Source organism: Pseudomonas sp. IT-P395, assembly GCF_949767675.1.
Taxonomy (GTDB): domain Bacteria; phylum Pseudomonadota; class Gammaproteobacteria; order Pseudomonadales; family Pseudomonadaceae; genus Aquipseudomonas.
This window is the reverse complement of the sequence record NZ_CATKPW010000012.1, coordinates 105,956-128,748: the sequence shown is the minus strand read 5'-3', so window position 1 is coordinate 128,748 and position 22,793 is coordinate 105,956. Positions and strand designations below refer to the sequence as shown.

The 22,793-nt window shown below is 59.3% G+C and carries 23 protein-coding genes; 2 read left to right on the top strand and 21 right to left on the bottom strand.

Features of this window, described 5'->3' with window-relative positions; genetic code table 11:
- Positions 1–2,219 (top strand): Ig-like domain-containing protein (locus ACM6IN_RS12400; protein ID WP_414916130.1); only part of this gene is annotated, 2,219 nt, incomplete at its 5' end.
- Positions 2,220–2,768: 549 nt separating this feature from the next.
- A complete protein-coding gene (locus ACM6IN_RS12395; RefSeq protein WP_331695150.1) occupies positions 2,769–3,128 on the top strand; it encodes a DUF6124 family protein in 360 nt (119 codons plus the stop codon).
- A 186-nt stretch (positions 3,129–3,314) separates the two neighbouring features.
- On the opposite strand, the gene ACM6IN_RS12390 is transcribed toward ACM6IN_RS12395, so the two are convergent.
- The 21 genes from ACM6IN_RS12390 to ACM6IN_RS12290 form a co-directional block, all read right to left on the bottom strand.
- Entirely contained in the window at positions 3,315–3,989 is a 675-nt protein-coding gene (locus ACM6IN_RS12390) for a hypothetical protein (protein ID WP_414916129.1), read from the bottom strand.
- Positions 3,990–4,167: 178 nt separating this feature from the next.
- Positions 4,168–5,307 (bottom strand): flagellar biosynthesis protein FlhB, encoded by a 1,140-nt coding sequence (gene flhB, locus ACM6IN_RS12385; protein ID WP_095114144.1) that lies wholly within the window; start codon positions 5,305–5,307, stop codon positions 4,168–4,170.
- Between the two features lie 3 nt (positions 5,308–5,310).
- On the bottom strand, positions 5,311–6,096 hold the full coding sequence (gene fliR / locus ACM6IN_RS12380; protein ID WP_007920024.1) for a flagellar biosynthetic protein FliR: 786 nt from the start codon (positions 6,094–6,096) through the stop codon (positions 5,311–5,313).
- Between the two features lie 3 nt (positions 6,097–6,099).
- On the bottom strand, positions 6,100–6,369 hold the full coding sequence (gene fliQ / locus ACM6IN_RS12375; protein WP_007920026.1) for a flagellar biosynthesis protein FliQ: 270 nt from the start codon (positions 6,367–6,369) through the stop codon (positions 6,100–6,102).
- Complete coding sequence (gene fliP / locus ACM6IN_RS12370; RefSeq protein WP_007920027.1) at positions 6,366–7,124, bottom strand: flagellar type III secretion system pore protein FliP; 759 nt, start codon at positions 7,122–7,124, stop codon at positions 6,366–6,368. The genes fliQ and fliP overlap by 4 nt, the downstream gene beginning before the upstream one ends.
- Entirely contained in the window at positions 7,124–7,576 is a 453-nt protein-coding gene (gene fliO / locus ACM6IN_RS12365) for a flagellar biosynthetic protein FliO (RefSeq protein ID WP_007920029.1), read from the bottom strand. Before fliO ends, fliP begins: the two co-directional genes overlap by 1 nt.
- Positions 7,577–8,026, bottom strand: coding sequence for a flagellar motor switch protein FliN (gene fliN / locus ACM6IN_RS12360; protein WP_007920031.1), 450 nt, complete (start codon positions 8,024–8,026; stop codon positions 7,577–7,579).
- 56 nt (positions 8,027–8,082) lie between these two features.
- Entirely contained in the window at positions 8,083–9,051 is a 969-nt protein-coding gene (gene fliM, locus ACM6IN_RS12355) for a flagellar motor switch protein FliM (protein ID WP_007920032.1), read from the bottom strand.
- 9 nt (positions 9,052–9,060) lie between these two features.
- Entirely contained in the window at positions 9,061–9,564 is a 504-nt protein-coding gene (gene fliL, locus ACM6IN_RS12350) for a flagellar basal body-associated protein FliL (RefSeq protein ID WP_007920033.1), read from the bottom strand.
- A 598-nt stretch (positions 9,565–10,162) separates the two neighbouring features.
- Entirely contained in the window at positions 10,163–11,533 is a 1,371-nt protein-coding gene (locus ACM6IN_RS12345; RefSeq protein ID WP_414916128.1) for a flagellar hook-length control protein FliK, read from the bottom strand.
- Between the two features lie 104 nt (positions 11,534–11,637).
- On the bottom strand, positions 11,638–11,985 hold the full coding sequence (locus tag ACM6IN_RS12340) for an Hpt domain-containing protein (RefSeq protein ID WP_414916127.1): 348 nt from the start codon (positions 11,983–11,985) through the stop codon (positions 11,638–11,640).
- Between the two features lie 31 nt (positions 11,986–12,016).
- Positions 12,017–13,720 (bottom strand): fused response regulator/phosphatase, encoded by a 1,704-nt coding sequence (locus ACM6IN_RS12335; protein WP_007920036.1) that lies wholly within the window; start codon positions 13,718–13,720, stop codon positions 12,017–12,019.
- A 5-nt stretch (positions 13,721–13,725) separates the two neighbouring features.
- The gene (locus ACM6IN_RS12330; protein WP_095114148.1) at positions 13,726–14,031 is read right to left on the bottom strand and encodes an STAS domain-containing protein; all 306 of its coding nucleotides are present in this window, start codon (positions 14,029–14,031) and stop codon (positions 13,726–13,728) included.
- Between the two features lie 158 nt (positions 14,032–14,189).
- The gene (gene fliJ / locus ACM6IN_RS12325; RefSeq protein WP_007920039.1) at positions 14,190–14,642 is read right to left on the bottom strand and encodes a flagellar export protein FliJ; all 453 of its coding nucleotides are present in this window, start codon (positions 14,640–14,642) and stop codon (positions 14,190–14,192) included.
- A gap of 6 nt (positions 14,643–14,648) precedes the next feature.
- A complete protein-coding gene (gene fliI, locus ACM6IN_RS12320; protein WP_007920040.1) occupies positions 14,649–16,007 on the bottom strand; it encodes a flagellar protein export ATPase FliI in 1,359 nt (452 codons plus the stop codon).
- Positions 15,997–16,803, bottom strand: a complete 807-nt coding sequence (gene fliH, locus ACM6IN_RS12315) for a flagellar assembly protein FliH (RefSeq protein ID WP_007920041.1) — start codon at positions 16,801–16,803, stop codon at positions 15,997–15,999. The genes fliI and fliH overlap by 11 nt, the downstream gene beginning before the upstream one ends.
- 4 nt (positions 16,804–16,807) lie before the next feature.
- Positions 16,808–17,827, bottom strand: coding sequence for a flagellar motor switch protein FliG (gene fliG, locus ACM6IN_RS12310; protein ID WP_007920042.1), 1,020 nt, complete (start codon positions 17,825–17,827; stop codon positions 16,808–16,810).
- Positions 17,820–19,607 carry a flagellar basal-body MS-ring/collar protein FliF gene (gene fliF / locus ACM6IN_RS12305; RefSeq protein WP_016984304.1) on the bottom strand — a complete coding sequence of 596 codons (1,788 nt, stop codon included), beginning with the start codon at positions 19,605–19,607 and terminating at the stop codon, positions 17,820–17,822. The genes fliG and fliF overlap by 8 nt, the downstream gene beginning before the upstream one ends.
- Positions 19,608–19,622: 15 nt before the next feature.
- Positions 19,623–19,952, bottom strand: coding sequence for a flagellar hook-basal body complex protein FliE (gene fliE / locus ACM6IN_RS12300; RefSeq protein WP_007920044.1), 330 nt, complete (start codon positions 19,950–19,952; stop codon positions 19,623–19,625).
- A 128-nt stretch (positions 19,953–20,080) separates the two neighbouring features.
- On the bottom strand, positions 20,081–21,472 hold the full coding sequence (locus tag ACM6IN_RS12295) for a sigma-54-dependent transcriptional regulator (RefSeq protein ID WP_007920046.1): 1,392 nt from the start codon (positions 21,470–21,472) through the stop codon (positions 20,081–20,083).
- A gap of 5 nt (positions 21,473–21,477) precedes the next feature.
- Complete coding sequence (locus tag ACM6IN_RS12290; protein ID WP_007920048.1) at positions 21,478–22,686, bottom strand: sensor histidine kinase; 1,209 nt, start codon at positions 22,684–22,686, stop codon at positions 21,478–21,480.
- Positions 22,687–22,793 lie beyond the last annotated feature (107 nt).

The following is a 22,793-nucleotide window of genomic DNA, read 5'->3' as shown; positions in this document are numbered from 1 at the left end:
ACAATGAAGGCGGAACGGTCGAGGTCAAATACGAGATCAAACGCGCGGCGGGCGGGACGAGTTATTCGGATACGTTGAAGTTCAGTGTCGGGGTGGCGCTGGATCTAAAGCCGCCGAGAATTAAAGAAGCACCCAATGACATTCTTCAACCGATCGCTGCCAAGGAAACACTGACGGCGGTGATACCAACGTTCACGAATATGGCTGGTAAAAAAATAAGCGTCGACTTTATCGGCACACCTGGCGAAGGCAGCCAAACAGTTGGCCCAACCGATGTGACCGCACAGGAAGACCTGGAGATCCCCCTAGACAACTCACTGGTGGCGTTCAATCTGGGAAAAACGGTGAAAGTCTCCTATCACGTTTTCCTTGATGAAAAATTGCTGGGTTCACATGAGTCACAAGTAACCGTCCAAAACTTCATTGCGCAGGATCCCAATCTGCCAAGGCCAGCTATTGCGGGACAAACTGGCACAGAGCTGAACACTGGCAACCTGCCGAATGACGCGCAGGTGCAAATTGAAAAGTGGCCTTTGCAATTGCTCCATCAAAATATCTGGCTGCGTTACGATGGTATTGACAACGATGGAAACGCCATTGCCAAAGTATTCTGGGCGGGAGCTGCGCACAAAGGTGACGACGGACTGTTTTATCGTGCGGAGGTTGCCTGGCTGCGCAATCTGAAAGACGGGAGCTTGTTAACCATAACGTTCAAATTGAACTTCGACAAAGTGGCCAATGACGGTAGGGCAGTACTGTTTCCGTTACGCACTTACACGATCAAAGCCATCGAGGAAGTGGTGCCGATCATTGACTCGGTCAAAGGCTCGTCCAGCAATGAAGACATTCCCGCCGGCGGCCAGACCGTAGAAACGACCATTATCCTGTCGGGTACGGCCACTCCAGACACAAAAATCGATCTGGCCAATAACGGCGCACTGATGCCGAATACTGAAGTTCAGGTAGATCCACTGGGGGAATGGACATTTCGACTGACCGGACTGGTGGCAGGTAATACCTACAAACTGAGCGCCCGACGCAAGGACGGCATACTGTCCGATGCCCGCGATGTTGTTGTGGTCGCGCTGGTAGTGCCGACGCTGGACAATGTGCTGGATGACAAAGGCATCGAGGTGCCCGATCGTCAATTCACCGTCAGCACCCAGTTGAAACTCAAAGGCACAGCGAGCTACGGTCAGAAGGTCGAAATTTTTGAAGGAGACGGCCCGAGCCACACCTCCAAGGGGGTGGCCACCGCCTCGACAGCAACAGGCATATGGGAGTTGCCTATTACTGTTGCAGTGGGTGCCCGGAGGTTATACGCAGGATCGCTGTATACTCCGTCCCTGCAATGGTCAAATGTGCGCACACTGACCGTAACGGAAGCCACCGCTCCAACACTGGACAATGTATTGGACGACAAAGGGGTGGTAGTGCCAAAGAATACAAACACTCTCAGTACGTCTCTGACACTCAAAGGCAGCGCCAGCATCGGTCAGAAAGTCGAAATATTCGACGGCACGACTTCCATAGGTGAAGTCACCGCTACATCGGGTAATTGGGAAAAGCTGATTACAGGCCTGAGCCTTACCTCGCACACTTTCACCGCTAAAGCAGTATACGGTTCTGGAGCTGTCTCGACCGCGTGGAAGGTCACCGTGCAAGCATTCACGCTGGATCGGTCGCCCATGAATCTCAATGGTTTATGTTTGATTCTGGATCCGTCCAGTTCACCCAGGTGGAAAAAATCGGGCGTTGTAGAACCAGGTACCACGCAAACTCGCCGTCCGACAGTAGCAGCAGAACCGGTTAGTTACGCGTCATCCAATCCATCGATCGCATCAGTCGATTCCTCTGGAAAAGTAACCAGCGTAAACAAAGGCAAATCAATCATCACTGTAACTGACGCGAGATTGAATTCAGGAACCTACGAAGTGAACGTGACCAATGTTCATCGCATCACAATCCGCCGTGGCACCGTAACGTCCGCACAAGGAAATGCTTGGATTGCCTCTGTTGGTGGTATCAACGGCGGAGAATATGTAATGAACACACTGCAACGCTTGTGCTCAAATGATGGCGAACTAGGAACTCATTACACTGGATCGGCTACACAATTTTATAGCCTCGGTTCTCTTTCAACTCAGGCCCTTCTAGTGACTGCTCATGCTGGCTCAGATTTGTCTCGCGACAGTGCGGTAGCCATGATCCCTGTTTAATCGTGTCTTTTGGCGATGTCTGGAGCAGATTTATTTAACCAGTGATTTAAACAGTGAGGCTTGACCGGAATTTTTCTGCTGACCGGGATGGCCCTTTCGCGAGCAGGCTCGCTCCCACAGGGAAACGCATTCCAAATGTGGGAGCGAGCTTGCTCGCGAAGGGGCGAGTGAGGTCAGCGCAAATCGCCTTTTAAACTCAGGCGTTTAAAAGACACCTTCAGACACGCCTTCCAGGCTACAAATTCTTGCGCCATTGCCTACAGCTACGCCAGAATCCGCCGGCTTGTGCGCTTTGGGGTCGGGTTCTATTGTGGTCCGGTCGCTGACAAATCAGCGATCGGGTTTAGCGACCCGGACCATCTCAGTGCATCAGCGTTCGTGGCTTCGTTGTAGGACTCTTCGCCTGCAATTACGTTATGGCGGCTGTATGCGGGAGACCTTTGGGTCTACCGGGGTGCCTGTGACCGGTTCGCTAACCTGCGTACAGCTGCCACCTTCACTTGTTTAGCGACAGGGAAAGAGTGGCTCCATAACCTCAGGAGCTTCACCATGATCAAACCAACACCCAACCCACCCGAAATCGATCTCGCCTCCCCCTACGAATCCCTCGATTCAAAAAAGCTCAACGACGCCGCCGAACGCGCGCTCGATCACTACCTCTGCCCACCCGGCTCCACCCCACCACCGCGCAGAACCCGCCGGATGTACGCCGTTACCGCCGACTTCAAAAACGAGGAGCTGCTGGCCGATGCCAGCGAAACCCTCGCCTCAGCCAGAACCATCGCCCATGACTTTGCCCATCTCATACCGGCGTCGCAGCGCAGGACGCTGTTGGGGATCGCGCAATTGATCATGCTCGGGGAACTGGCGGTGAACCGGGTGATGGATAATCTGGAGTTGCCGGGTTGACGCAGGCATTGGGGTCACCTGCTGATTGATCCAGCGTCAATTCTGACGCCTACGCGAGCAGGCTCGCTCCCACCGTTGAACGGCTTCCAAAGTGGGAGCGCGAATACTGGCTAAGGCGCAACACAAAACCTTGAGGCAGAAAAAACCCGCCGCCCCGTTTCAATCGGGGCGGCGGGTTGCAGATCACTACGCCGTTAAAACCTGCTCAGGTGTAATCGGGCCGAAACTGAGCTTCTTGCCGTTGATATAGCGCGCGCCCTTGAGCAGCTCCGTACCCTCAATAACGACGACCTCGTCCTGCGGGTACATAAACGTCACCACCGATATCGGCGTCGTACGCTCCGGCAGCCCCCAAGACACTTTTGTCCGCTGCTCTATGAGGGTGAGTGCCCAACCAAACCAAATGATGGGGAGGTCTTCGATCTTGATTTCGCGCTCCGGATTTTCCCAACGAAAGTCCTGCCGCGCCGTCAACAAAAGCGCATTCCCCTCTATGACGAATTGCGGCTTGCCAAATCGCCTCTCCATTTCACTGTTGATCCAGACATCCAGGTACAAATCCGGATCGGTGAAGAGCTCGAAAAGCATCGCACTGTTGACGATTTTTCCTGCAGAAGCACCAATCACACTGTAGTGATTGTGGTACGCCAACCCCTCCAGTTCCGGCCGAATCGCGTTGTTCGACACTTCCAGATAATTGGCGCTGTAGGCGTTGGCCATCTGTTTGAAATGGGTGAAGTCCAGCATCAACTTGAAAGTCACGGTGTAACCGATTGCGCGATCGGCTGTACGCTGCTCCAACACTCCCGAGACGAATTCGACCTCCATACCTTGCAACTTTATGTGGGGCTGGTCTGCCATGATTGCTTCCTCTGAAACCCGATGCAGGCGCCGCTCCCTGGTACTCGTATCAGATGAACAGAGCGACCAATGCAGGGAAATGCCGGGAGAATTCCCATGGCAATGAGAGCGCCGGCGGGCGCAGCCGTCTACTGTCAGACTTGACAGGTTCAGAGGCTTTCCAGACAGACGGTAACCGTCAGGAATCGCGACGCAGATCCGGCGGAATCGGCAAGTCGTCCTTGAGCGGATCCGGGCGTTTGCCCTTGCCGGCGCGGTACTGGCGAATCTGGTAGACGTAGGCCAAGACCTGAGCCACCGCCAGATACAACCCGCCGGGAATTTCCTGCTCCAGTTCGGTGGAGTAGTAGATCGAACGCGCCAGCCCCGGCGATTCGAGGAGCATGACGTTGTTGGCGACGGCGATTTCGCGGATTTTCAGCGCGAGGAAGTCGCTGCCCTTGGCCAGCAGGATCGGCGCCCCGCCCTTTTCCGAGTCGTACTTGAGCGCGACGGCGTAGTGGGTCGGGTTGGTGATAACCACGTCGGCGTCAGGAATTGCCGCCATCATCCGCCGCTGGGACATTTCGCGCTGGGTCTGGCGGATGCGCTGTTTGACCTCCGGACGACCCTCCTGATCCTTGTGCTCGTCGCGCACTTCCTGCTTGGTCATCAGCAGTTTCTTGTGCGCTTCCCAGAGCTGCACCGGCACATCGACAGCGGCGATGATGATCAGGCCGCAGGCCAGCCACAAGGTACTCCAGCCGACCAGAGTGACGCTGTGAATAATCGCCATCTCCAGCGGCTCGTGGGCGATGCGCATCAAGTCATCGACATCCGACATCAGCACCACCAACGCCACCCCCAAGGTGACCAGAAACTTGGCCAGCGCCTTGAGCAGTTCGACTACAGCCTTGAACGAAAACATTCGCTTCAAGCCTGCCGCCGGGTTCATCCGGCTGAACTTGGGCGCCATGGAACCGGCCGCAAACAGCCAGCCACCGAGGGAAATCGGCCCGATCAGCGCCGCGAGCAACAGGGTGATCATGAACGGCTGGATGGCCAACAACGCCATCTGACCCGACTTCAACAGAAATGCGCCCATGGAACCCTGATCCATGATCACCTCACGCGACAGCGTGAAGTTCAGGCGCATCAGCTCCATCAAGTCTTCGGCGAGCATGCCGCCGAACACCAGCAGCGCGCCGGCGCCGGCCATCATCACGGCGAGGGTGTTGAGTTCTTTGGAACGAGCAATCTCGCCCTTCTCACGGGAGTCTTTTTTGCGTTTGTCCGTGGGGTCTTCTGTTTTGTCCTGACCGCTTTCGCTCTCTGCCATGACTCAGCGCGCCCGTGCCAGTTCGCGTAGCAGCTGCAAGGCTTCAGTGGCCAGCGGCTGATACTGATTGAGAATGTCCGCCAGACCAACCCAGACGATAAACAGACCGAGGACCAAGGTCAGCGGAAAACCGATGGAAAAAATGTTCAGTTGCGGTGCGGCGCGAGTCATTACGCCAAATGCGATGTTGACCACCAGCAGCGCCGTAACTGCCGGCAATACCAGCAGCAACGCCGCACCAAGGACCCAGCCGAGTTTGCCGGCCAGCTCCCAGTAATGCGCGGTCATCAGACCGCTGCCGACCGGTAGCGTGGTGAAGCTTTCGGTGAGCACTTCGAAGACCACCAGGTGGCCGTTCATCGACAGGAACAGCAGCGTCACCAGCATGGTGAAGAATTGCCCGATCACTGCCACCGAGACACCGTTGGCCGGGTCGACCATCGAGGCGAAACCCATGCCCATCTGGATCGCGACAATCTGCCCGGCCACGGCGAAGGCCTGGAAAAACAGTTGCAGGGAAAACCCGAGCACCGCGCCAACGAGAATCTGCTCGGCTATCAGCAGCAAACCGCTGAGGTCCAGCGGGCTGACCGCCGGCATCGGCGGCAGGCTCGGCGCAATGCACACGGTGATCGCCACCGCGAAATACAGGCGGATCCGGCGTGACACCAGGGTGGTGCCGAACACCGGCATCACCATCAGCATCGACGCCACGCGAAACAGCGGCAACATGAACGACGCCACCCAGGTACTGATCTGGGTGTCGGTCAGCTGAAGCAGCGATTGCATGGCTTAGCCGATGACCATCGGGATGTTTTTGTACAACTGAATGATGTATTCCATGAACGTCTGCACGATCCACGGACCGGCGACGATCAACGTCACCAGCATCACCAGCAGACGCGGCAGGAAGCTCAACGTCTGTTCGTTGATCTGGGTCGCAGCCTGGAACATCGCCACCAGCAAGCCGACCAACAGGCTGGGCACAACCAGAATCGCGACCATCAATGTGGTCAGCCAAAGGGCTTCACGAAAGATATCGACCGCAACTTCCGGCGTCATGGCGAGACACCTCCAAAACTGCTGGCCAAGGTGCCGATGATCAGCGCCCAGCCATCCACCAGCACGAACAGCATGATCTTGAACGGCAGCGAAATGATCAGCGGCGAGAGCATCATCATACCCATCGCCATCAGCACACTGGCCACGACGAGGTCGATGATCAGGAACGGAATGAAGATCATGAAGCCGATCTGGAACGCGGTTTTAAGCTCGGAGGTGACGAACGCCGGCACCAGAATGGTCAGCGGCGCCTGATCCGGGGTGGCGATGTCGGTGCGCTTGGACAGGCGCATGAACAGCTCCAGATCGCTGGTGCGGGTCTGGGCGAGCATGAAGTCCTTGATCGGCACCTGGGCTTTTTCTACCGCTTGCTGGGCGGTGAGTTTTTCCGCCAGATACGGTTGCAGCGCATCGTTGTTAACCCGATCGAACACCGGGGCCATGATGAACAGGGTGAGGAACAGCGCCATGCCGGTGAGGATCTGGTTCGACGGCGTCTGCTGCAGGCCGAGGGCCTGACGCAGGATCGAGAAGACGATGATGATCCGGGTGAAACTGGTCATCAGAATCACGGCCGCCGGAATGAAGCTCAGCGCGGTCATGATCAGCAGGATCTGCAGACTGACCGAATACTCCTGCGCGCCATCGGCGTTGGTGCCCAGCGTGATCGCCGGGATCGACAACGGATCGGCGGCGAACGCCAGCGGCGCGGCCAGCAACAAGGCCAGCGTCAAGACGATGCGTAACGCACCCATTACTTCGTATCCTTCTGATCCTTGCCGAGTATCTTCAGCAACTGCTGGGCAAAATCCGGAGTGGCTTTTTCACTGGTGCTCGGCACTGGCACCGGCTCCTTGAGCACGTGCAGCGCGGTGATGGTGCCGGGGCTCAAGCCGAGCAGAATTTGCTCGTTGCCGACCTGCACCAGCAACAAACGGTCACGCGGCCCGAGCGCGCGCGAACCGATCAGCTCGATCACTTGCCCCTTGCCGGCCGGACCCGCCTGCTGCACCCGGCGCAACAGCCAGGCGAGGAAGAAGATCAACCCCAGCACCAGCAACAGGCCGAACACCAGTTGCGTCAGTTGCCCGGCCACTCCGCTGTTGACCATCGGCGCGGTGGCGGCAGGCACTGTGGTGGTCGTCGACGGTTCGGCGGCCAGCACGCTCAATGGCAATGCCAGCAAAGCCCAGAGAAACCGTTTCACTCAGCGCAGCTTCTTGATGCGTTCGCTTGGGCTGATCACGTCAGTCAGACGGATGCCGAACTTCTCGTTGACCACTACCACTTCGCCGTGCGCGATCAGCGTGCCGTTGACCAGCACGTCCAGCGGCTCACCGGCCAGACGATCGAGCTCGATCACCGAACCCTGGTTGAGTTGCAGCAGGTTGCGGATGTTGATGTCGGTGCTGCCGACTTCCATCGAGATCGATACCGGGATGTCGAGGATGACGTCCAGGTTCGGGCCGTCGAGGGTCACCGGATCGTTGTTCTTCGGCACGCTGCCGAACTCTTCCATCGGCAGACGCGAGCCGCTGGCTGCGTCGGCGGCCAGCAGGGCGTCGATGTCAGCTTGACCGTCACCGGTTTCTTCCAGGGCCGCAGCCCATTCGTCAGCCAGTGCCTGGTCGTCCTGGGCGTTCATATCGTCGTTCATCATGTGTCCTCGGCGGGCAACAATTCAGTTAATGCAAAAGGGGGTGTGGCGCCGTTTCAGCGGCGCTCGATCGGCTCGATCACTTGCAACGCGAGGTTGCCTTTGTGTGAGCCCATCTTGACCTTGAAGGCCGGCACGCCGTTGGCGCGCATGATCATTTCGTCCGGCATCTCGACCGGGATCACATCCCCCGGCTGCATGTGCAGGATGTCACGCAGCTTCAACTGGCGCCGCGCGACGGTGGCACCGATCGGCACGTCGACGTCGAGCACGTCCTGGCGCAGGGCGTTGACCCAGCGCTCGTCCTGATCGTCGAGGTCGGACTGGAAACCGGCATCGAGCATTTCGCGCACCGGTTCGATCATCGAGTACGGCATGGTCACGTGCAGATCGCCGCCACCGCCATCGAGTTCGATGTGGAAGGTGGAGACCACGATCGCTTCGCTCGGGCCGACGATGTTGGCCATGGCCGGGTTCACTTCCGAGTTGATGTACTCGAAATTGACTTCCATGATCGCCTGCCAGGCTTCTTTCAAATCGACGAAAGCCTGCTCCAGCACCATGCGCACCACGCGCAGTTCGGTCGGGGTGAATTCACGCCCTTCGATCTTGGCGTGACGGCCGTCGCCACCGAAGAAGTTGTCCACCAGTTTGAACACCAGTTTGGCGTCAAGGATGAACAGCGCGGTGCCGCGCAACGGTTTGATCTTGACCAGGTTGAGGCTGGTCGGTACGTACAGCGAGTGCACGTATTCGCCGAACTTCATCACCTGTACGCCACCGACGGCAACGTCCGCCGAACGGCGCAGCATGTTGAACATGCTGATGCGGGTGTAGCGGGCAAAACGCTCGTTGATCATTTCCAGAGTCGGCATGCGTCCACGGACGATGCGATCCTGGCTGGTCAGGTCGTAGCTTTTGACACTGCCGGGTTCGGCAGCGTTATCGGTCTGTACCAGACCATCGTCGACGCCATGCAACAGCGCGTCGATTTCATCCTGGGACAGCAGATCCTGCACGGCCATGTCGTGTTCCTACTGCAGTACGAAATTAGTGAAAAGCAACTGTTCGATCACCACTTTGCCCAGCTCTTTCTGCGCCACTTCCTGGACGCTGGCGGTGGCCTTCTGGCGCAACATCTCCTGGCCGACCGGGGTCGCCAAGGTGGCGAAATCCTGACCGGAGAAGAGCATCACCAGGTTGTTGCGGATAACCGGCATGTGCACTTTGAGCGCTTCCAGATCAGCCTGATTACGCGCCAGCATGGTGATGCTCACCTGCATGTAGCGCTGACGGCCGTTCTGGTTGTAGTTGGCAACGAAGGCCGGCGCCATCGGCTCGAAAATCGCCGGTTGCTTGCCGACAGGCGCTGCATCGGCGGCCTCGGCAGGCTTGCTCTGGGCACTGTGCATGAAGAACCAGGTCGCCCCCACGGATGCACCAATGGCCAGCAGCAACGCCAGCACGATCACAATGATCAGCTTGAGTTTGCCTTTGGTTGCGGGGTCTTTCACTGCTGCTGTTTCGCTCTTCGCCATGCCAATAATCCGTCACTATTCGGGTTTTCACAGTCGCACGGCAAGGCAAGAGCAAGTGTTATGCCAGAAGTGTCGGAGGTCGTGGAGACAACGCTAAAGTCAAAGGCACCCTCACCCCAGCCCTCTCCCGGAGGGAGAGGGGGCCGACCGAGTTATTTTGCCGTGATACGTCGACCTGAAGTACCGAGTCGACTATGGATTCACAGCAAAAGTATCAGATCGGCGTACTTCCCCAGCATCCCCCAATCAGTCCCCTCTCCCTCTGGGAGAGGGCTAGGGAGGGTTTTCAGAGGCCGACCGAGGTGCCTTGCTTCATATACCGAGCTGAAAGACCGGATCGATTATGGATTCACGGCAGAAGTATCAGGTCGGCGTACTTCGCCAGCATCCCCCAATCAGTCCCCTCTCCCACTGGGAGAGGGCTAGGGTGAGGGTTTTCAGAGGCCGACCGAGGTGTCTTGCTTCATACACCGACCTGAGAGACCGGATCGATTATGGATTCACGGCAGAACTATCAGGTCGGCGTACTTCGCCAGCATCCCCCAATCAGTCCCCTCTCCCTCTGGGAGAGGGCTAGGGTGAGGGGCTTTTGATTTGATCAGGCGTAATAGTCGACCGCGCTGCTGCCGATCACGCTGGTGGTTTGCGCAGCGGCATCAGCAATGGCGGCAGGCGCCAGTTCTTCATCCGCCGAATCGAGGCGACCACCGGCAGCGCGGGTGTGGCCACTCTGGCCCTGTTGCGCCTGCTCCTGACCTTGCTGGCCCTGCCAGCCACGGCTCTGATCGGAGACATTGACGTCAACCTGGCCCATGCCCTGCTGGTTGAACATTTCACGCAGGCGATGCATCTGCCCGTCCAGCGCTTCACGCACACTTGGATGCGCGCTCATGAACGTGACCTGGGTCTGTTGATCCGGGACCATGTTCACGCGGATGTCCAGACGTCCCAGCTCCGCTGGCTGCAACTGAATGTCCGCCGCCTTCAGATTGGCGCTCGACAGATACATGACGCGGTTGACCACTTCCTCGGTCCAGCCGCTCTGGTGCATGGCAATCGGCTGATTCACCAGCACCGCATTCGCGGTCTTCGGCGTAGCCGCCTGCGTCAGTGCCGCCAGACGGTTGGCGAAGTCATCCACACGGGTATCGCTGGTCGCAGTCTTGAGATCTTTGAGGCCATCGTCGATCAACCCGCTGAAGGCTTTTTCGCCGCCCTGGCTGGTGCTGTCCTTATCGGCTTGTACGTCGAGCATGCTGGCCATGCCAGCGGCAAAGTTCTGCGCCGCAGTCAATTCGCCGTCGGCCTGAGCCTGAGCTGGCGACGCTTTCGGCTGCGCCTGGCTGGCAGCGGAAATGTGCCCGCCCTGCTCCATCGCCATGCGCACGGCCGGCATCGAATCGAGGGGATCGGCCGAAGGGTCGAAATCGCTGTCGGTGGCCGGTGCCGGATCTTTGACCGTACCTGGTAGCGCGGCAACGGCTGGGGTTTCGGTTTCAGGCTGGGCAGTCGCGACGACCGCCGGAGTCTGCACAACCGGCGCCGCAACCACCGGCTGCACAGCGGTTGCCAATGCCGGATCGAGTGTCGGATCAACCGGCGTCGCGTCTACGACTGGAGTCTGGGAGGTGTCAGTGTTGTCGTCGCTGCTGGCGGTACTGTCATCGGTCGCCGCGGTTTTATCGGCAGGCAAGTCGTTGCCGCTATCGGCAACCGCCGGCTGCGCAGCGGCAGACTGATCTTCGCCAATGTCCTTTTTGCCGCTGTTGTCAGCGACCTTGTCACGCGACGACTTGGGCGAATTGTCAGCGGTGGCGACAGGCTTGCTCGATCCCTGATCGGCGAACACTTTAGCGAAGCTTGAGGCCTTATCCCCGGTATCTACGGCCATGGCCGACGTTTTCGCAGAGGCGGTTTGCGCCTTGGCCTGAGCGGCGTTCTGAAGAAGGATGTTGGGGGTCGCAGGCATGAAACGGTCTCCGCTGCACTGGGATCGTAGGTACAGTTGCAGAGATAACTGCAAGTGCCGGGCCAGATTTGCCCGGCGCTTGAGAAAAACGCCGGACGGCGGGATCAGTGCGTGTGAGCGGGATGTTTTTCGCTTTCGTAAACCGGGCGAACTTCAGCAAATTCGCCACTGATCTCAGCGACCAGTTTGACTATTTCCGCCGGGCTCTTGTCTCTGGCGTCCGATTCGAGTTTCTGGCAGAGCGCCGCCAAGCGGACAGCTCCCATGTTGCTGGCGCTGCCCTTGAAACTATGGGCAACTTCCGACAACACCTTGGCATCAGAGGTCTTTTGCAACTCGCCCAAGCGACTTTCGGAATCCGCCAGAAAGGTATCCAGAAGCTCCGGATAACCCTCCTCCATGACTTCGCGCAGTACGCTCAGCGCCTCGCGATCAATATGTGTGTCAGTCACTTGTTCACTCCTTGATCAAGAATTGCGCGAATTATGCCTCAACCTCCCAGGAAAACTCCACGCGAGCACTTCGACCTTCGTCCGACCAACTGGCATTACGCCCCAATTGCCGGACCAGACTGACGCCGCGCCCCGACAAACGGACACCGTCCAGCGGCCGCTCCATGACCCGCGCCACATCAAAGCCCTTGCCGCTGTCTTCAACACGAATGATCAGTCGGCCGCCCTCGCCGTGTGGCTGCACCTGCAAATGCACGCGCACGAAACCGTCCTGCAGTGACTCCAGCCGATCATTGCGCTGCTGGTAGTAACGAGCGAACCCCGCCGCATCGCGCTTGAGACTGGAATCCAGACCGAGCACGCCATGCTCCAGCGCATTGGAATACAACTCGGCCAGCACGCTGTACAAAGCACCACTTTGCGCCCGCAGCCCATGCACCTCAAGCAGCAACTGCAACAGATACGGCAAGGGATTGAAGCGCTTGAGCGTGGCGCCACGGAATTCGAAACTCACCGACCAGTCGAGCGGGCACGACTGGCCGCTGTCGGAATACACCGGTGCCGATGGCTTGACCTGCGCCGGCTCCAGCAGGCTGACCTCGACCATGCTGACATCGTCGCGCGCCTCGCCGCGAAAATCCCGCAGTGCCTGCTCGATATCCTCGAACAAGCGATCCGGCTCGCGGTTGGCGGCGAACACCTGCTGCAAACGCTCGACACCGAACAGTTGATCACTGGCGTCACTGGTGTCGATCACCCCGTCGGACAACAGAAACACCCGATCGCCAACGGCCATCGGATGCACTTCCGTACGGTCATCGAACGCCTGCGCACTCAGCACCCCCAGCGGCAAGTGCCGTGCGGCCAGTGGTACACGCTCGCCAGTAGCAATCCGATGCAGATAACCGTCAGGCATGCCGCCATTCCACACTTCGACCGAACGCCGCTGAAAGCTCAGACACAACAGCGTGGCGCAACAGAACATGTCGACCGGCAGAATGCGTTTGAGCTTGGCATTCATCTCGCGCAGGGTTTCGGCCAGGCCATAGCCCTTGGCGGTCATGCCGTAGAACACCTCGGCCAAAGGCATCGCCCCGACCGCTGCCGGCAGGCCATGACCGGTAAAATCGCCCAACAGCACATGCATGTCGCCCGCCGGCGTGTACGCCGCCAGCAGCAAGTCGCCGTTGAACAAGGCATAGGGCGATTGCAGGTAGCGAATGTTCGGCGCGCTGAGGCAACCGGAGTGCGCAACCTTGTCGAACACCGCTTTGGCCACGCGCTGTTCGTTGAGCAGGTAATCGTGGTGTTTGGCGATCAGGTCGCGCTGTTGCAGCACGGTTGCCTGCAAACGCCGCAAGCGATCCATCGCCTTGATTTTGGCGGCGAGGATCACTTGGTTATAGGGCTTCGCCAGAAAGTCGTCACCCCCGGCCTCCAGACAACGGGCCAGCGCTTCGCTTTCGGTCAGCGACGTGAGGAAGATGATCGGCACCAGCGTCTCGCCCGCCAGCGCCTTGATCTGCCGCGCCGCTTCGAAGCCGTCCATGACCGGCATCATCGCGTCCATCAGTACCAGATCGGGTTGCTGGCGACGAAACAAGTCGACCGCTTCGGCACCGTTGGCCGCCGTCAGGACTTCATGGCCTTGGCGGCGGACGATGGTCGACAGCAACAGGCGATCGGCGGCGCTGTCTTCAGCGATCAGGAGGGTCAGCGGCTCTTGCGCCTGCATGGCCGTCAAGTGATGTCGAAGAGTTTGTCGAAATTGGAGATGGCGAGGATCTTGCGCACGTCGGAGCTGCTGTTGACCACACGCACGTCCGACTCGTCACCGCCGGCGTGATCCCGCAACAGGAGGAGCATGCCCAGTGCGGAGCTGTCGAGGTAGGTGGCCTTCTTCAGATCCACCACTATGGACTCAGGCTTCGCATTGAGTCGCTCATAGGACTCGCGAAACTCCTGATGCCGACCAAAATCGAATCGCCCCTCGATCGAAATCGTCAGTTTTTTCCCATCCGGAGAGACTTCTGTAACGACTGACATTAACTGGCTTCCTTGTCATTGACGAACCTGTACAAGGTTTAGCACCTGCACAGGGTTGCAGCAAGGTTAGAAGCCAGATCAAGAGATCGCAGCCTTCGGCAGCTCCTACACCGATCCCTTGTAGGAGCTGCCGAAGGCTGCGATCTCTTGATCTTGTTTTAGAACGGGTTTTGTCGTGGCAAACGCTGGGACAGTTCATCAAGCAGCTTCTGCTCACGTTTGTCTTCAAGGCGTTGCGCCTCTTCGCGATAACGCTGCACCAGTTTACGCAGCCCCTCGACCTTGGCGAACGCCTGTTGCCATTCTTCACGCGCCTTGTCGAGTTTGTTCTGATGCCAGACCAGACTCTGGCGCTGCTGGTCGACGGCGGTGTCGAGTTGCGCCAGAAAGCCCTGAAAACCCAGCAGCCATTGCCCACTCACGCCGGTACTGCCGCGCACGATCCATTGCTCGGAATAATCCAGACGGAAGGCATTGAGGTCGGCCAGTTTGCTTTCCGCAACTTTCACCTGCCCCTGAAAATAGCCCAGGCGTTGCACGGCGGCTTTCTCGGCCTGCTCGGCCATGTCCACCACCGGCGCCAGACGCGCGGCTCGACTGACAGTGGCCATGAGCGGTTAGCCGCCCGCCGCTGGGGCAAACAGGGTTGCGAGGTAAGCCTGGCTTTCACCCATGTTGATTTTGTCGTTCAGCCCCTGACGCTGGTAGCGAACCAACTGCGGTTGCAGGGAGATCGCCAGATCGGTCTCGCGATCGCCGCCGGCAACGTAGGCGCCAACACTGATCAGATCGCGGCTCTGCTGATAGCGCGACCACAACTGCTTGAAATATTGCGCGCGTTGCATGTGCTCCGGCGAGACCACCGCCGGCATGACCCGGCTGATCGACGCTTCGATGTCGATGGCCGGATAGTGACCTTCCTCGGCCAGACGCCGGGACAGCACGATGTGGCCGTCGAGTACGCCTCGGGCCGAGTCGGCAATCGGATCCTGCTGGTCATCGCCTTCGGACAACACGGTGTAGAACGCGGTAATCGAACCACCGCCCTTCTCCGCATTACCGGCACGCTCGACGAGTTTCGGCAACTTGGCGAACACCGACGGCGGATACCCCTTGGTCGCCGGCGGCTCGCCGATGGCCAGGGCGATTTCCCGCTGGGCCTGGGCGAAACGGGTCAGCGAATCCATCAGCAACAGGACGTTCTTGCCCTTGTCGCGGAAATATTCGGCGATGCGCGTGCAGTACATCGCTGCGCGCAGGCGCATCAACGGCGCATCGTCTGCTGGCGAGGCAACCACCACAGAGCGCTGGAGGCCTTCTTCACCGAGGCTGTGCTCGATGAACTCCTTAACTTCTCGCCCCCGCTCACCGATCAGGCCGACGACGATAATGTCAGCCTCGGTGAAGCGGGTCATCATGCCCAGCAATACGGATTTACCGACACCGGTACCGGCAAACAGCCCCAGACGCTGGCCACGACCGACCGTCAACAAACCGTTGATGCAACGGATGCCAACGTCCAGCGGCACGCTGATCGGGTCACGGTTGAGCGGATTGATTGTCGGGCCGTCCATCGGCACCCAGTCTTCGGCTTTCATGCCGCCTTTGCCGTCCAGTGCGCGCCCGGCACCGTCGAGGACGCGACCGAGCATGCTCATGCCCATCGGCAAGCGCCCGGTATCAGCCAGCGGCACTACGCGGGCGCCCGGGGCGATGCCGGCGACACTGCCGACCGGCATCAGAAAGACTTTGCTGCCGGAGAAACCCATGACTTCCGCTTCCACCTGGGAGGGGTGATAGCTGTCGTCATTGATCACCAGACAGCGCGTACCCATGGCGGCGCGCAGGCCTTCGGCTTCGAGGGTGAGGCCGACCATGCGCAGCAGGCGACCTTCAAGAATCGGCGCACCGGCAATCTCGGTGGCCTCAGCGTAAGTACTCAGGCGCTTGGCGAAACTGGTGCGTTCAAGGCGCATCGGGGTCGTCCGCGAGCGGCTCTTCAGGTGTGGCCGCCGGTTTTACGTCTTCTGGAATGTCCAGACTCAGATCCGCTTCAGCCGGATGCAAAGCCTGCTCGTGCAATTGATCGAACAACTTCGCCATGACCTGGATCACGCGGGTTTCGATGCTGGCATCGATGCGGCTGTGCTCGGTTTCAACCCGGCAACCGCCCGGCAATAGCGATTCATCTTCGACGATGCGCCAGGTTTCCTCATGACGTTCGCGCAAAGCCTTGGCCTGTTCGAAGTCCTGCGGATTGACGTACAGGCGCACATTCTCGACGCCCAGCGGCAACAGCTTGAGGGCGTCGCGCATGACGTGTTCGATCTGGCTGGAATCGATGGCCAGTTCGCGCTTGATCACCTGTTTGGTGATGTGTTGCACGAGGTCGACCAGCGATTTCTCGATTTGCGTGTCTTGCTCGGCGATCGGTTCGAACAGGTTCGCCATCAACTGCTCAAGGCTGGCAAGTTTTGCCGCCAGCGCAACCTCCGCTTCCTGACGCACCTTGAGGGTCGCACTGTGAAAACCTTCTTTCTCGCCGATGCCAAAGCCTTCGTTGTAAGCCTCCTGACGGATGCTTTCGAGTTCTTCCAGGGTCAGTGGCTGGACTTCTTCCAGCGGCACTTCTTCCATTTCCGGCGGTTCGGGCTCCGGCTCAGGCTCGGGTTCCGGCTTCGGCGGGTCGAAGCTGGGCATGGCCCAGGATTCGAAACCACGGACATCGCGGGCACGGATCAGATCCGTCACATCGTCGTCGTGCTTGTCCATGGGCTTAGATCATTTCCTCGCCACCCTTGCCACCGAGTACGATTTCGCCGGCTTCGGCCATACGACGGGCAATGGTGAGGATTTCTTTCTGTGCGGTTTCGACGTCGCTGACGCGCACCGGGCCTTTGGCCTCGAGGTCGTCACGCAACAGTTCGGCGGCACGTTTGGACATGTTCTTGAAGATCTTCTCTTTGACGCCTTCGTCCGAACCCTTGAGGGCCAGCACCAGCACGTCGGAAGACACTTCGCGCAGCAACGCCTGGATGCCACGATCGTCGACATCGGCGAGGTTGTTGAACACGAACATGAGGTCTTCGATCTGACCGGACAGGTCTTCGTCGACTTCGCGGATCGAGTCCATGAGCTGGCCTTCGATCGAGCTGTCGAGGAAGTTCATGATGTCCGCCGCACGCTTGATGCCACCCAGGGTGGTGCGCGAGGCATTCGAGTTGCCGGAGAACTGCTTCTCGAGAATCTGGTTCAGCTCTTTCAGGGCCGCCGGCTGTACGGTGTTCAACGACGAGACGCGCAGGATGATGTCCAGACGCACTTTGTGGTCGAAGTTGCCGAGTACTTCACCGGCCTGATCCGGGTCGAGGTACGCGACCACGATCGCCTGGATCTGCGGGTGTTCGTAGCGGATCACGTCGGCAACGGCGCGCGGCTCCATCCATTTCAGGCTGTCGAGGCCACTGGTGTTGCCACCGAGCAGGATGCGGTCGATCAGGCCGTTGGCCTTGTCTTCACCCAGGGCCTGGGTGAGCATTTTGCGCACGTAGTCGTCGGATCCGACGCCGAGGCTGGTCTGGTCGCCGACGATGTCGACGAACTCGCTCATGACCTGCTCGACCTGCTCGCGATGGACGTTGCCCATCTGCGCCATGGCCACGCCGACGCGCTGAACCTCTTTCGGGCCCATGTGGCGCAGCACTTGTGCGGCATCGGTCGAACCCAGGGACAGCAGCAGAATCGCGGCTTTGTCGACCTTGTTCAGTTTGACGGTTGCGGCTCGGTTATCACTCATCTGCGTTAATCCACTCTTTCACGACCTGAGCCACGCGACCCGGATCCTCGGCCACCAGACTCTTGATTGCATTCAGTTGCGCGTCATAACCCTCACTTGGGCTCGGCAACAGAATGCTCTGCGGACCACCGAGGCTCACGCGGTCGTTGGAAAGTTCGCCGTCCAGGCCGCCCATGCCACCGAGTTCCACGTCGCTGCCAAGACCGGCCAGCTCCTTGCCTTTGCCGCCGCCAGTGATGTTGTTAAGCACCGGACGCAGCACACCAAACACCAGCACCAGGATGAACAACACACCCAGCACTTGTTTGACGATGTCCCAGAACCATGGCTGGGAGTAGAACGGAATATCGGCAATCACTTCGCCGCGCTCGGCGGAGAACGGCATGTTGATCACGCTGACACTGTCGCCACGGCTGGCGTCGAAACCGACGGCGTCCTGGACCAGACGGGTGAAGCGCGCCAATTCGTCGGCGCTCCACGGCGCACGGCTGGTTTCGCCGTTGGCCGCGTTGACCTTGACCTGATCGTCGACCACCACCGACACCGACAGACGATTCAGGCGACCCTGCTGCTGTTTGGTGTGGCTGATGGAACGGTCAAGTTCGAAGTTCTTGGTCGATTGTTGACGCTTGTCTGCCGGGTACGGCGCGAGCATTGGCTGACCGGTGGCCGGGTCCATGATCTGCTGACCATTGGCGTCAACCAATGGCTGACCAGGCTGGACCATGGCGGCCGGCGCGGCGGTGCCGCCGGTAGTTTGCGGCGCCGAGGCTGGCGACGGTGGCTGGTTGCTCAGGGCACCCGGCACGCCTTGCGGGCCATTGCTGGCGGTGCGTTGCTCGTTGACCGACTGCTCGCTGCGCAACGCCGGCTGATCCGGGTTGAACTGCTCGGCAGTCGACTCGACGGCATTGAAATCGATGTCGGCCGAGACTTCAGCCTTGTAACGATCATTACCCAATACCGGCTGCAAAATGTTGTGTACACGCTGGGTGAGCATGCTTTCCATGCGGCGGCTGTAATCGAACTGCTTGCCGGCCATGGTCATTTCGGAGTTTTCCGCCTGATCAGAGAGCAAGGTGCCCTTCTGGTCGACGACGGTGATCTGCGATTTGCTCAGCTCGGGAACGGAGGTCGCCACCAGGTTGATGATCGCAATCACCTGACCCGGCTCCAGCGAACGACCGCTGTACAGTTCAACCAGAACCGAAGCACTTGGCTTGCGCTCATCACGGACGAACACCGAACTCTTCGGAATCGCCAGATGCACGCGGGCACCCTTGACGTTGTTCAGGCTGGAAATGGTCCGCGCCAGTTCACCCTCGAGGCCGCGACGATAACGCGTCGCTTCCATGAACTGGCTGGTGCCCAGACCCTGTTCCTTGTCGAGGATTTCGAAACCGATATTGCCGTCGCTGGGAGTGACACCAGCAGCAGCGAGTTTCATCCGCGCACGGGACAAGTCATCGGCCTTGACCAGCAAGGCGCCGGAATTGGGCTCGACGTTGTAAGGAATGTCAGCGGCGGCCAGAGTATCCATGACCTGCTTGGCGTCCATGCCGGCAAGGCTGCCGTACAACGGACGGTAATCCGGCTGCTGCGACCACAGCACCACGGCAAAGCCAATCGCCACGCTCGCAGCCAGGCCGACCAACAGGCCCACCTGACGCAGCATGGTCATCTCGGAGAGGTTTTCCAGGAAGGACAGACCGAACAGCGGCGGTTTGCCGTCTATCGGGGTGGCCTTGGCCGGAACGTTATCGGCGACTGCTTCTGCCATGACTCAATCTCGTCCTTAAACCGGCATCTGCATGATGTCTTGATAAGCCTGAACCAGTTTGTTGCGAACCTGGGTCAGAGCCTGGAACGACACGCTGGCTTTTTGCGAAGCGATCATCACGTCCGTCAGATCGACGCCGCTCTTGCCCACTTCAAAGGCATTGGCCAACTGAGTCGACGCGGTCTGGGTATCGCTGACCTTGTTGATCGCCTGACCGAGCATGTCGGAAAAGCTGCTGCCTCCCAGCTCAGGGACAGCGGTCGTCGATTTCGGCGCAGACATGGCATCCAGCTTCATGGCCTTCATGTCTGTCATCAACCGATTAAATTCAATACCTTGGCTCATGGTCTACTCTCTTGGGCGGCCCGCAATTTTTTGACACTCACTCGGCGGGTACACAGGTATTAGCAACAAGGGTGCCAGCTCATGGGCAGCCCTTTCAGAAAAGCGTTTTCAACGTTTTGCAGCACGGCTCAGGTGGCGAACAGATAACCTTCGACGTCCATCCCGGCATCGCGCATTTGTGCCAGTTTGTAGCGCAGGGTGCGCGGGCTGATGCCGAGCTTTTCCGCCGCTTCCTTGCGGCGTCCACGCTCGGAGCGCAGGGTGTCGATGATCATCTGAAACTCCCGGCGGCGCAGGTCATCGCCCAGGGCTCCGGCCGAATCCGCTTCGATTTCCACTTCGCGAATCACCGCAGTCAGCGGCGCGGCGACAGGCACTGCGGTGTACGTCACGGGACCTGCCAGACAGAAATCCTGCGGCTGAATCAAACCGCCCTGCTGCAAGATCAGCGCACGTTGAATGGCGTTATCCAGTTCACGCACATTACCCGGCCACGGATACGCAATCAGGCAAGCTTGCGCGTCAGGCGAGAGTTTCGCTGCGGCGTGCTTCATTTTATTGACGTGTTTGGCCAGCAACCTTTCGGCCAGCGGCAGGATATCGGCAGTGCGCTCGCGAAGTGGACGCCAGGCCAGTGGGAAAACCGACAAACGGTAATAGAGGTCTTCACGGAAACGCCCCGCCGCCACTTCGCCCGCCAAGTCGCGGTTAGTGGTGGCAACCACGCGAATATCCAGGGCGATCGGCTTACGCGCACCGACGCGCTCGACTTCGCGCTCCTGCAACACGCGCAGCAGTTTGGCTTGCAGGCCAAGGGGCATTTCGGAAATTTCGTCGAGCAGCAACGTGCCGCCGTCAGCCTGCTCGAACTTGCCGGCCTGCGCGGCGATGGCGCCGGTGAACGAGCCTTTCTCGTGACCGAACAGCGTCGCCTCGAGCATGTTGTCCGGGATCGCTGCGCAGTTGATCGCAATGAACGGCTGACTGGCACGGTGGGATTGCTGGTGAATGTAGCGCGCCAGCACTTCTTTACCCGTACCGGATTCGCCGGAGATCAGCACCGTGGAATCGCTGCGTGCCACTCGTGCGGCCAATTCGAGAAGTTGCGCACTGGCCGGTTCGACAGCGATAGGGCCTTCACTTTCGCTCACGCCAATATTGCCCAGTGCATGCCGCGCCACCAGATCGAGCAAAGCCTTGGGCTCGAACGGTTTGACCAGATAATCCGCCGCACCCTGACGCATCGCATCGACTGCACGTTCGACCGCGCCGTGAGCCGTCATCAGCAACACGGGTAATTGCGGCTGACGAGCACGCAACAGGGCAAGCAATTGATGACCATCCATGCCGGGCATGTTGACGTCACTGACCACCAGACTGAACGCCTCGCGCGACACTGCCGTCAGCGCGTCTTCAGCGCAACCGACCGCGTGGTAATCGTGGCCGGCCAGCAACAACGTATCGGCCAGCGCCTCGCGCAACGAGCGGTCATCCTCGACCAGCAAAACCTTGATGCCCATGTCTTTCACTCAGCTCCCTGTACAGCGGAAAACAGCGGCAGGATCACCTGCGCGCACGTGCCACGCCCAACTCGCGAACGCAGGTGCAATTCTCCCTGATGTGCCCGGGCCACAGCCTTGACCACGGTCAGGCCCAGGCCGGTGCCGGTGACTTTGGTGGTAAAAAAGGGTTCGCCGAGCCGCGCCAGAACCGCGGGCTCGATGCCGCTGCCACTGTCGCTTATGCTCAGGCGCAGCGTGTTGTCGCGGGTGTAGCAATGGACTTTAAGACGAATGTCGCTGGCACTGGCCTGAATCGCATTTTCGATCAAATTCAACAGCGCCCCGACCAGTGTGTCGCGATTACACAGCAGTTCGCCGGTATGGCTGTCGCACTGCCAGCGGATTGGCAGATCCTGCACATGGGTCAGCGCCGCCGCCTGCAGCGCCTGCATCAAGGCATTGGGGGTGAGGCGATCGGTCAGCGGTAACTCACCGCGAGCGAACACCAGCATGTCGCGCACCTGGTGCTCCAGCTCGTGCAGACGCTCTTTCAGGCGCCCGGCGAAGCGCTGCTGAGTGGCGACCGGCAACTCCTGCTCAGTCAAATGACTGGCATAGAGCAAAGCGGCGGACAGCGGCGTGCGGATCTGATGCGCGAGCGAGGCGACCATGCGCCCCAGCGAGGACAAACGCTCGTGGCGCGCCAGTTGATCTTGCAGATGGCGGGTTTCTGTCAGGTCGTTGAGCAGCACCAATTGCCCCGGCTCGGCGTCCAGCGAGCGGGTGGCAATCGACAGGCGTCGACCATTTTTCAGGGAAATTTCATGACCGTCGTCTTCACGCGGGGCGAAGCAGCGCGAAATCACATGGCGCCACAACTCACCCTCAAGCGGCAGGCCGAGCAGTTCGATGGCGGCCGGGTTGGCTTCGCGCACCCTGCCGTGACCGTCGATGACGATTACGCCACCGGGCAACAGATCAAGGAGGTTTTGCAGACGGTTGGCCAAGCGTTCTTTTTCCGCCAGCTCCTGCATGCGCTGGGCGCTGACCACCGCCAACTCACCCTTGAGCTCGGTTACCCGCGCTTCAAGCATGCTGTAGGAGTCCGTCAACTGGCTGGACATCTGGCTGAACAGCTCGAATGCCTGCTCAAGGCCCTGTCGGCTTGCCTGCTCTACGGAGGACGGCTGCCCCTCGGGACTGGAGGCAGAAGACATCTGGGCTTGGGGCATTGTGCTTTCTCGCTTGGCTGACCGTCAGTTAAACGGAACGTTGCGAGGGCTGTAGCAATACCCGTGCCTAAAAAAAACTGCTTATAAATGAAGCAGTTGAAAAACAG

What these genes read in the sequence shown, in the direction of transcription:
- ACM6IN_RS12390 (WP_414916129.1), bottom strand. Translation starts at nt 3,989, where the DNA reads ATGGCAGACCAGCCCCACATAAAGTTGCAAGGTATGGAGGTCGAATTC.
- fliF (WP_016984304.1), bottom strand. Translation starts at nt 19,607, where the DNA reads ATGGCAGAAGCAGTCGCCGATAACGTTCCGGCCAAGGCCACCCCGATA.
- fliP (WP_007920027.1), bottom strand. Translation starts at nt 7,124, where the DNA reads ATGGGTGCGTTACGCATCGTCTTGACGCTGGCCTTGTTGCTGGCCGCG.
- fliR (WP_007920024.1), bottom strand. Translation starts at nt 6,096, where the DNA reads ATGCAATCGCTGCTTCAGCTGACCGACACCCAGATCAGTACCTGGGTG.
- fliI (WP_007920040.1), bottom strand. Translation starts at nt 16,007, where the DNA reads ATGCGCCTTGAACGCACCAGTTTCGCCAAGCGCCTGAGTACTTACGCT.
- fliE (WP_007920044.1), bottom strand. Translation starts at nt 19,952, where the DNA reads ATGAGCCAAGGTATTGAATTTAATCGGTTGATGACAGACATGAAGGCC.
- fliM (WP_007920032.1), bottom strand. Translation starts at nt 9,051, where the DNA reads ATGGCCGTGCAGGATCTGCTGTCCCAGGATGAAATCGACGCGCTGTTG.
- fliL (WP_007920033.1), bottom strand. Translation starts at nt 9,564, where the DNA reads ATGGCGAAGAGCGAAACAGCAGCAGTGAAAGACCCCGCAACCAAAGGC.
- fliG (WP_007920042.1), bottom strand. Translation starts at nt 17,827, where the DNA reads ATGAGTGATAACCGAGCCGCAACCGTCAAACTGAACAAGGTCGACAAA.
- fliH (WP_007920041.1), bottom strand. Translation starts at nt 16,803, where the DNA reads ATGGACAAGCACGACGACGATGTGACGGATCTGATCCGTGCCCGCGAT.
- fliQ (WP_007920026.1), bottom strand. Translation starts at nt 6,369, where the DNA reads ATGACGCCGGAAGTTGCGGTCGATATCTTTCGTGAAGCCCTTTGGCTG.
- ACM6IN_RS12335 (WP_007920036.1), bottom strand. Translation starts at nt 13,720, where the DNA reads ATGCAGGCGCAAGAGCCGCTGACCCTCCTGATCGCTGAAGACAGCGCC.
- ACM6IN_RS12395 (WP_331695150.1), top strand. Translation starts at nt 2,769, where the DNA reads ATGATCAAACCAACACCCAACCCACCCGAAATCGATCTCGCCTCCCCC.
- ACM6IN_RS12330 (WP_095114148.1), bottom strand. Translation starts at nt 14,031, where the DNA reads ATGTCAGTCGTTACAGAAGTCTCTCCGGATGGGAAAAAACTGACGATT.
- flhB (WP_095114144.1), bottom strand. Translation starts at nt 5,307, where the DNA reads ATGGCAGAGAGCGAAAGCGGTCAGGACAAAACAGAAGACCCCACGGAC.
- fliJ (WP_007920039.1), bottom strand. Translation starts at nt 14,642, where the DNA reads ATGGCCACTGTCAGTCGAGCCGCGCGTCTGGCGCCGGTGGTGGACATG.
- fliN (WP_007920031.1), bottom strand. Translation starts at nt 8,026, where the DNA reads ATGAACGACGATATGAACGCCCAGGACGACCAGGCACTGGCTGACGAA.
- ACM6IN_RS12345 (WP_414916128.1), bottom strand. Translation starts at nt 11,533, where the DNA reads ATGCCTGCGACCCCCAACATCCTTCTTCAGAACGCCGCTCAGGCCAAG.
- ACM6IN_RS12290 (WP_007920048.1), bottom strand. Translation starts at nt 22,686, where the DNA reads ATGCCCCAAGCCCAGATGTCTTCTGCCTCCAGTCCCGAGGGGCAGCCG.
- ACM6IN_RS12295 (WP_007920046.1), bottom strand. Translation starts at nt 21,472, where the DNA reads ATGGGCATCAAGGTTTTGCTGGTCGAGGATGACCGCTCGTTGCGCGAG.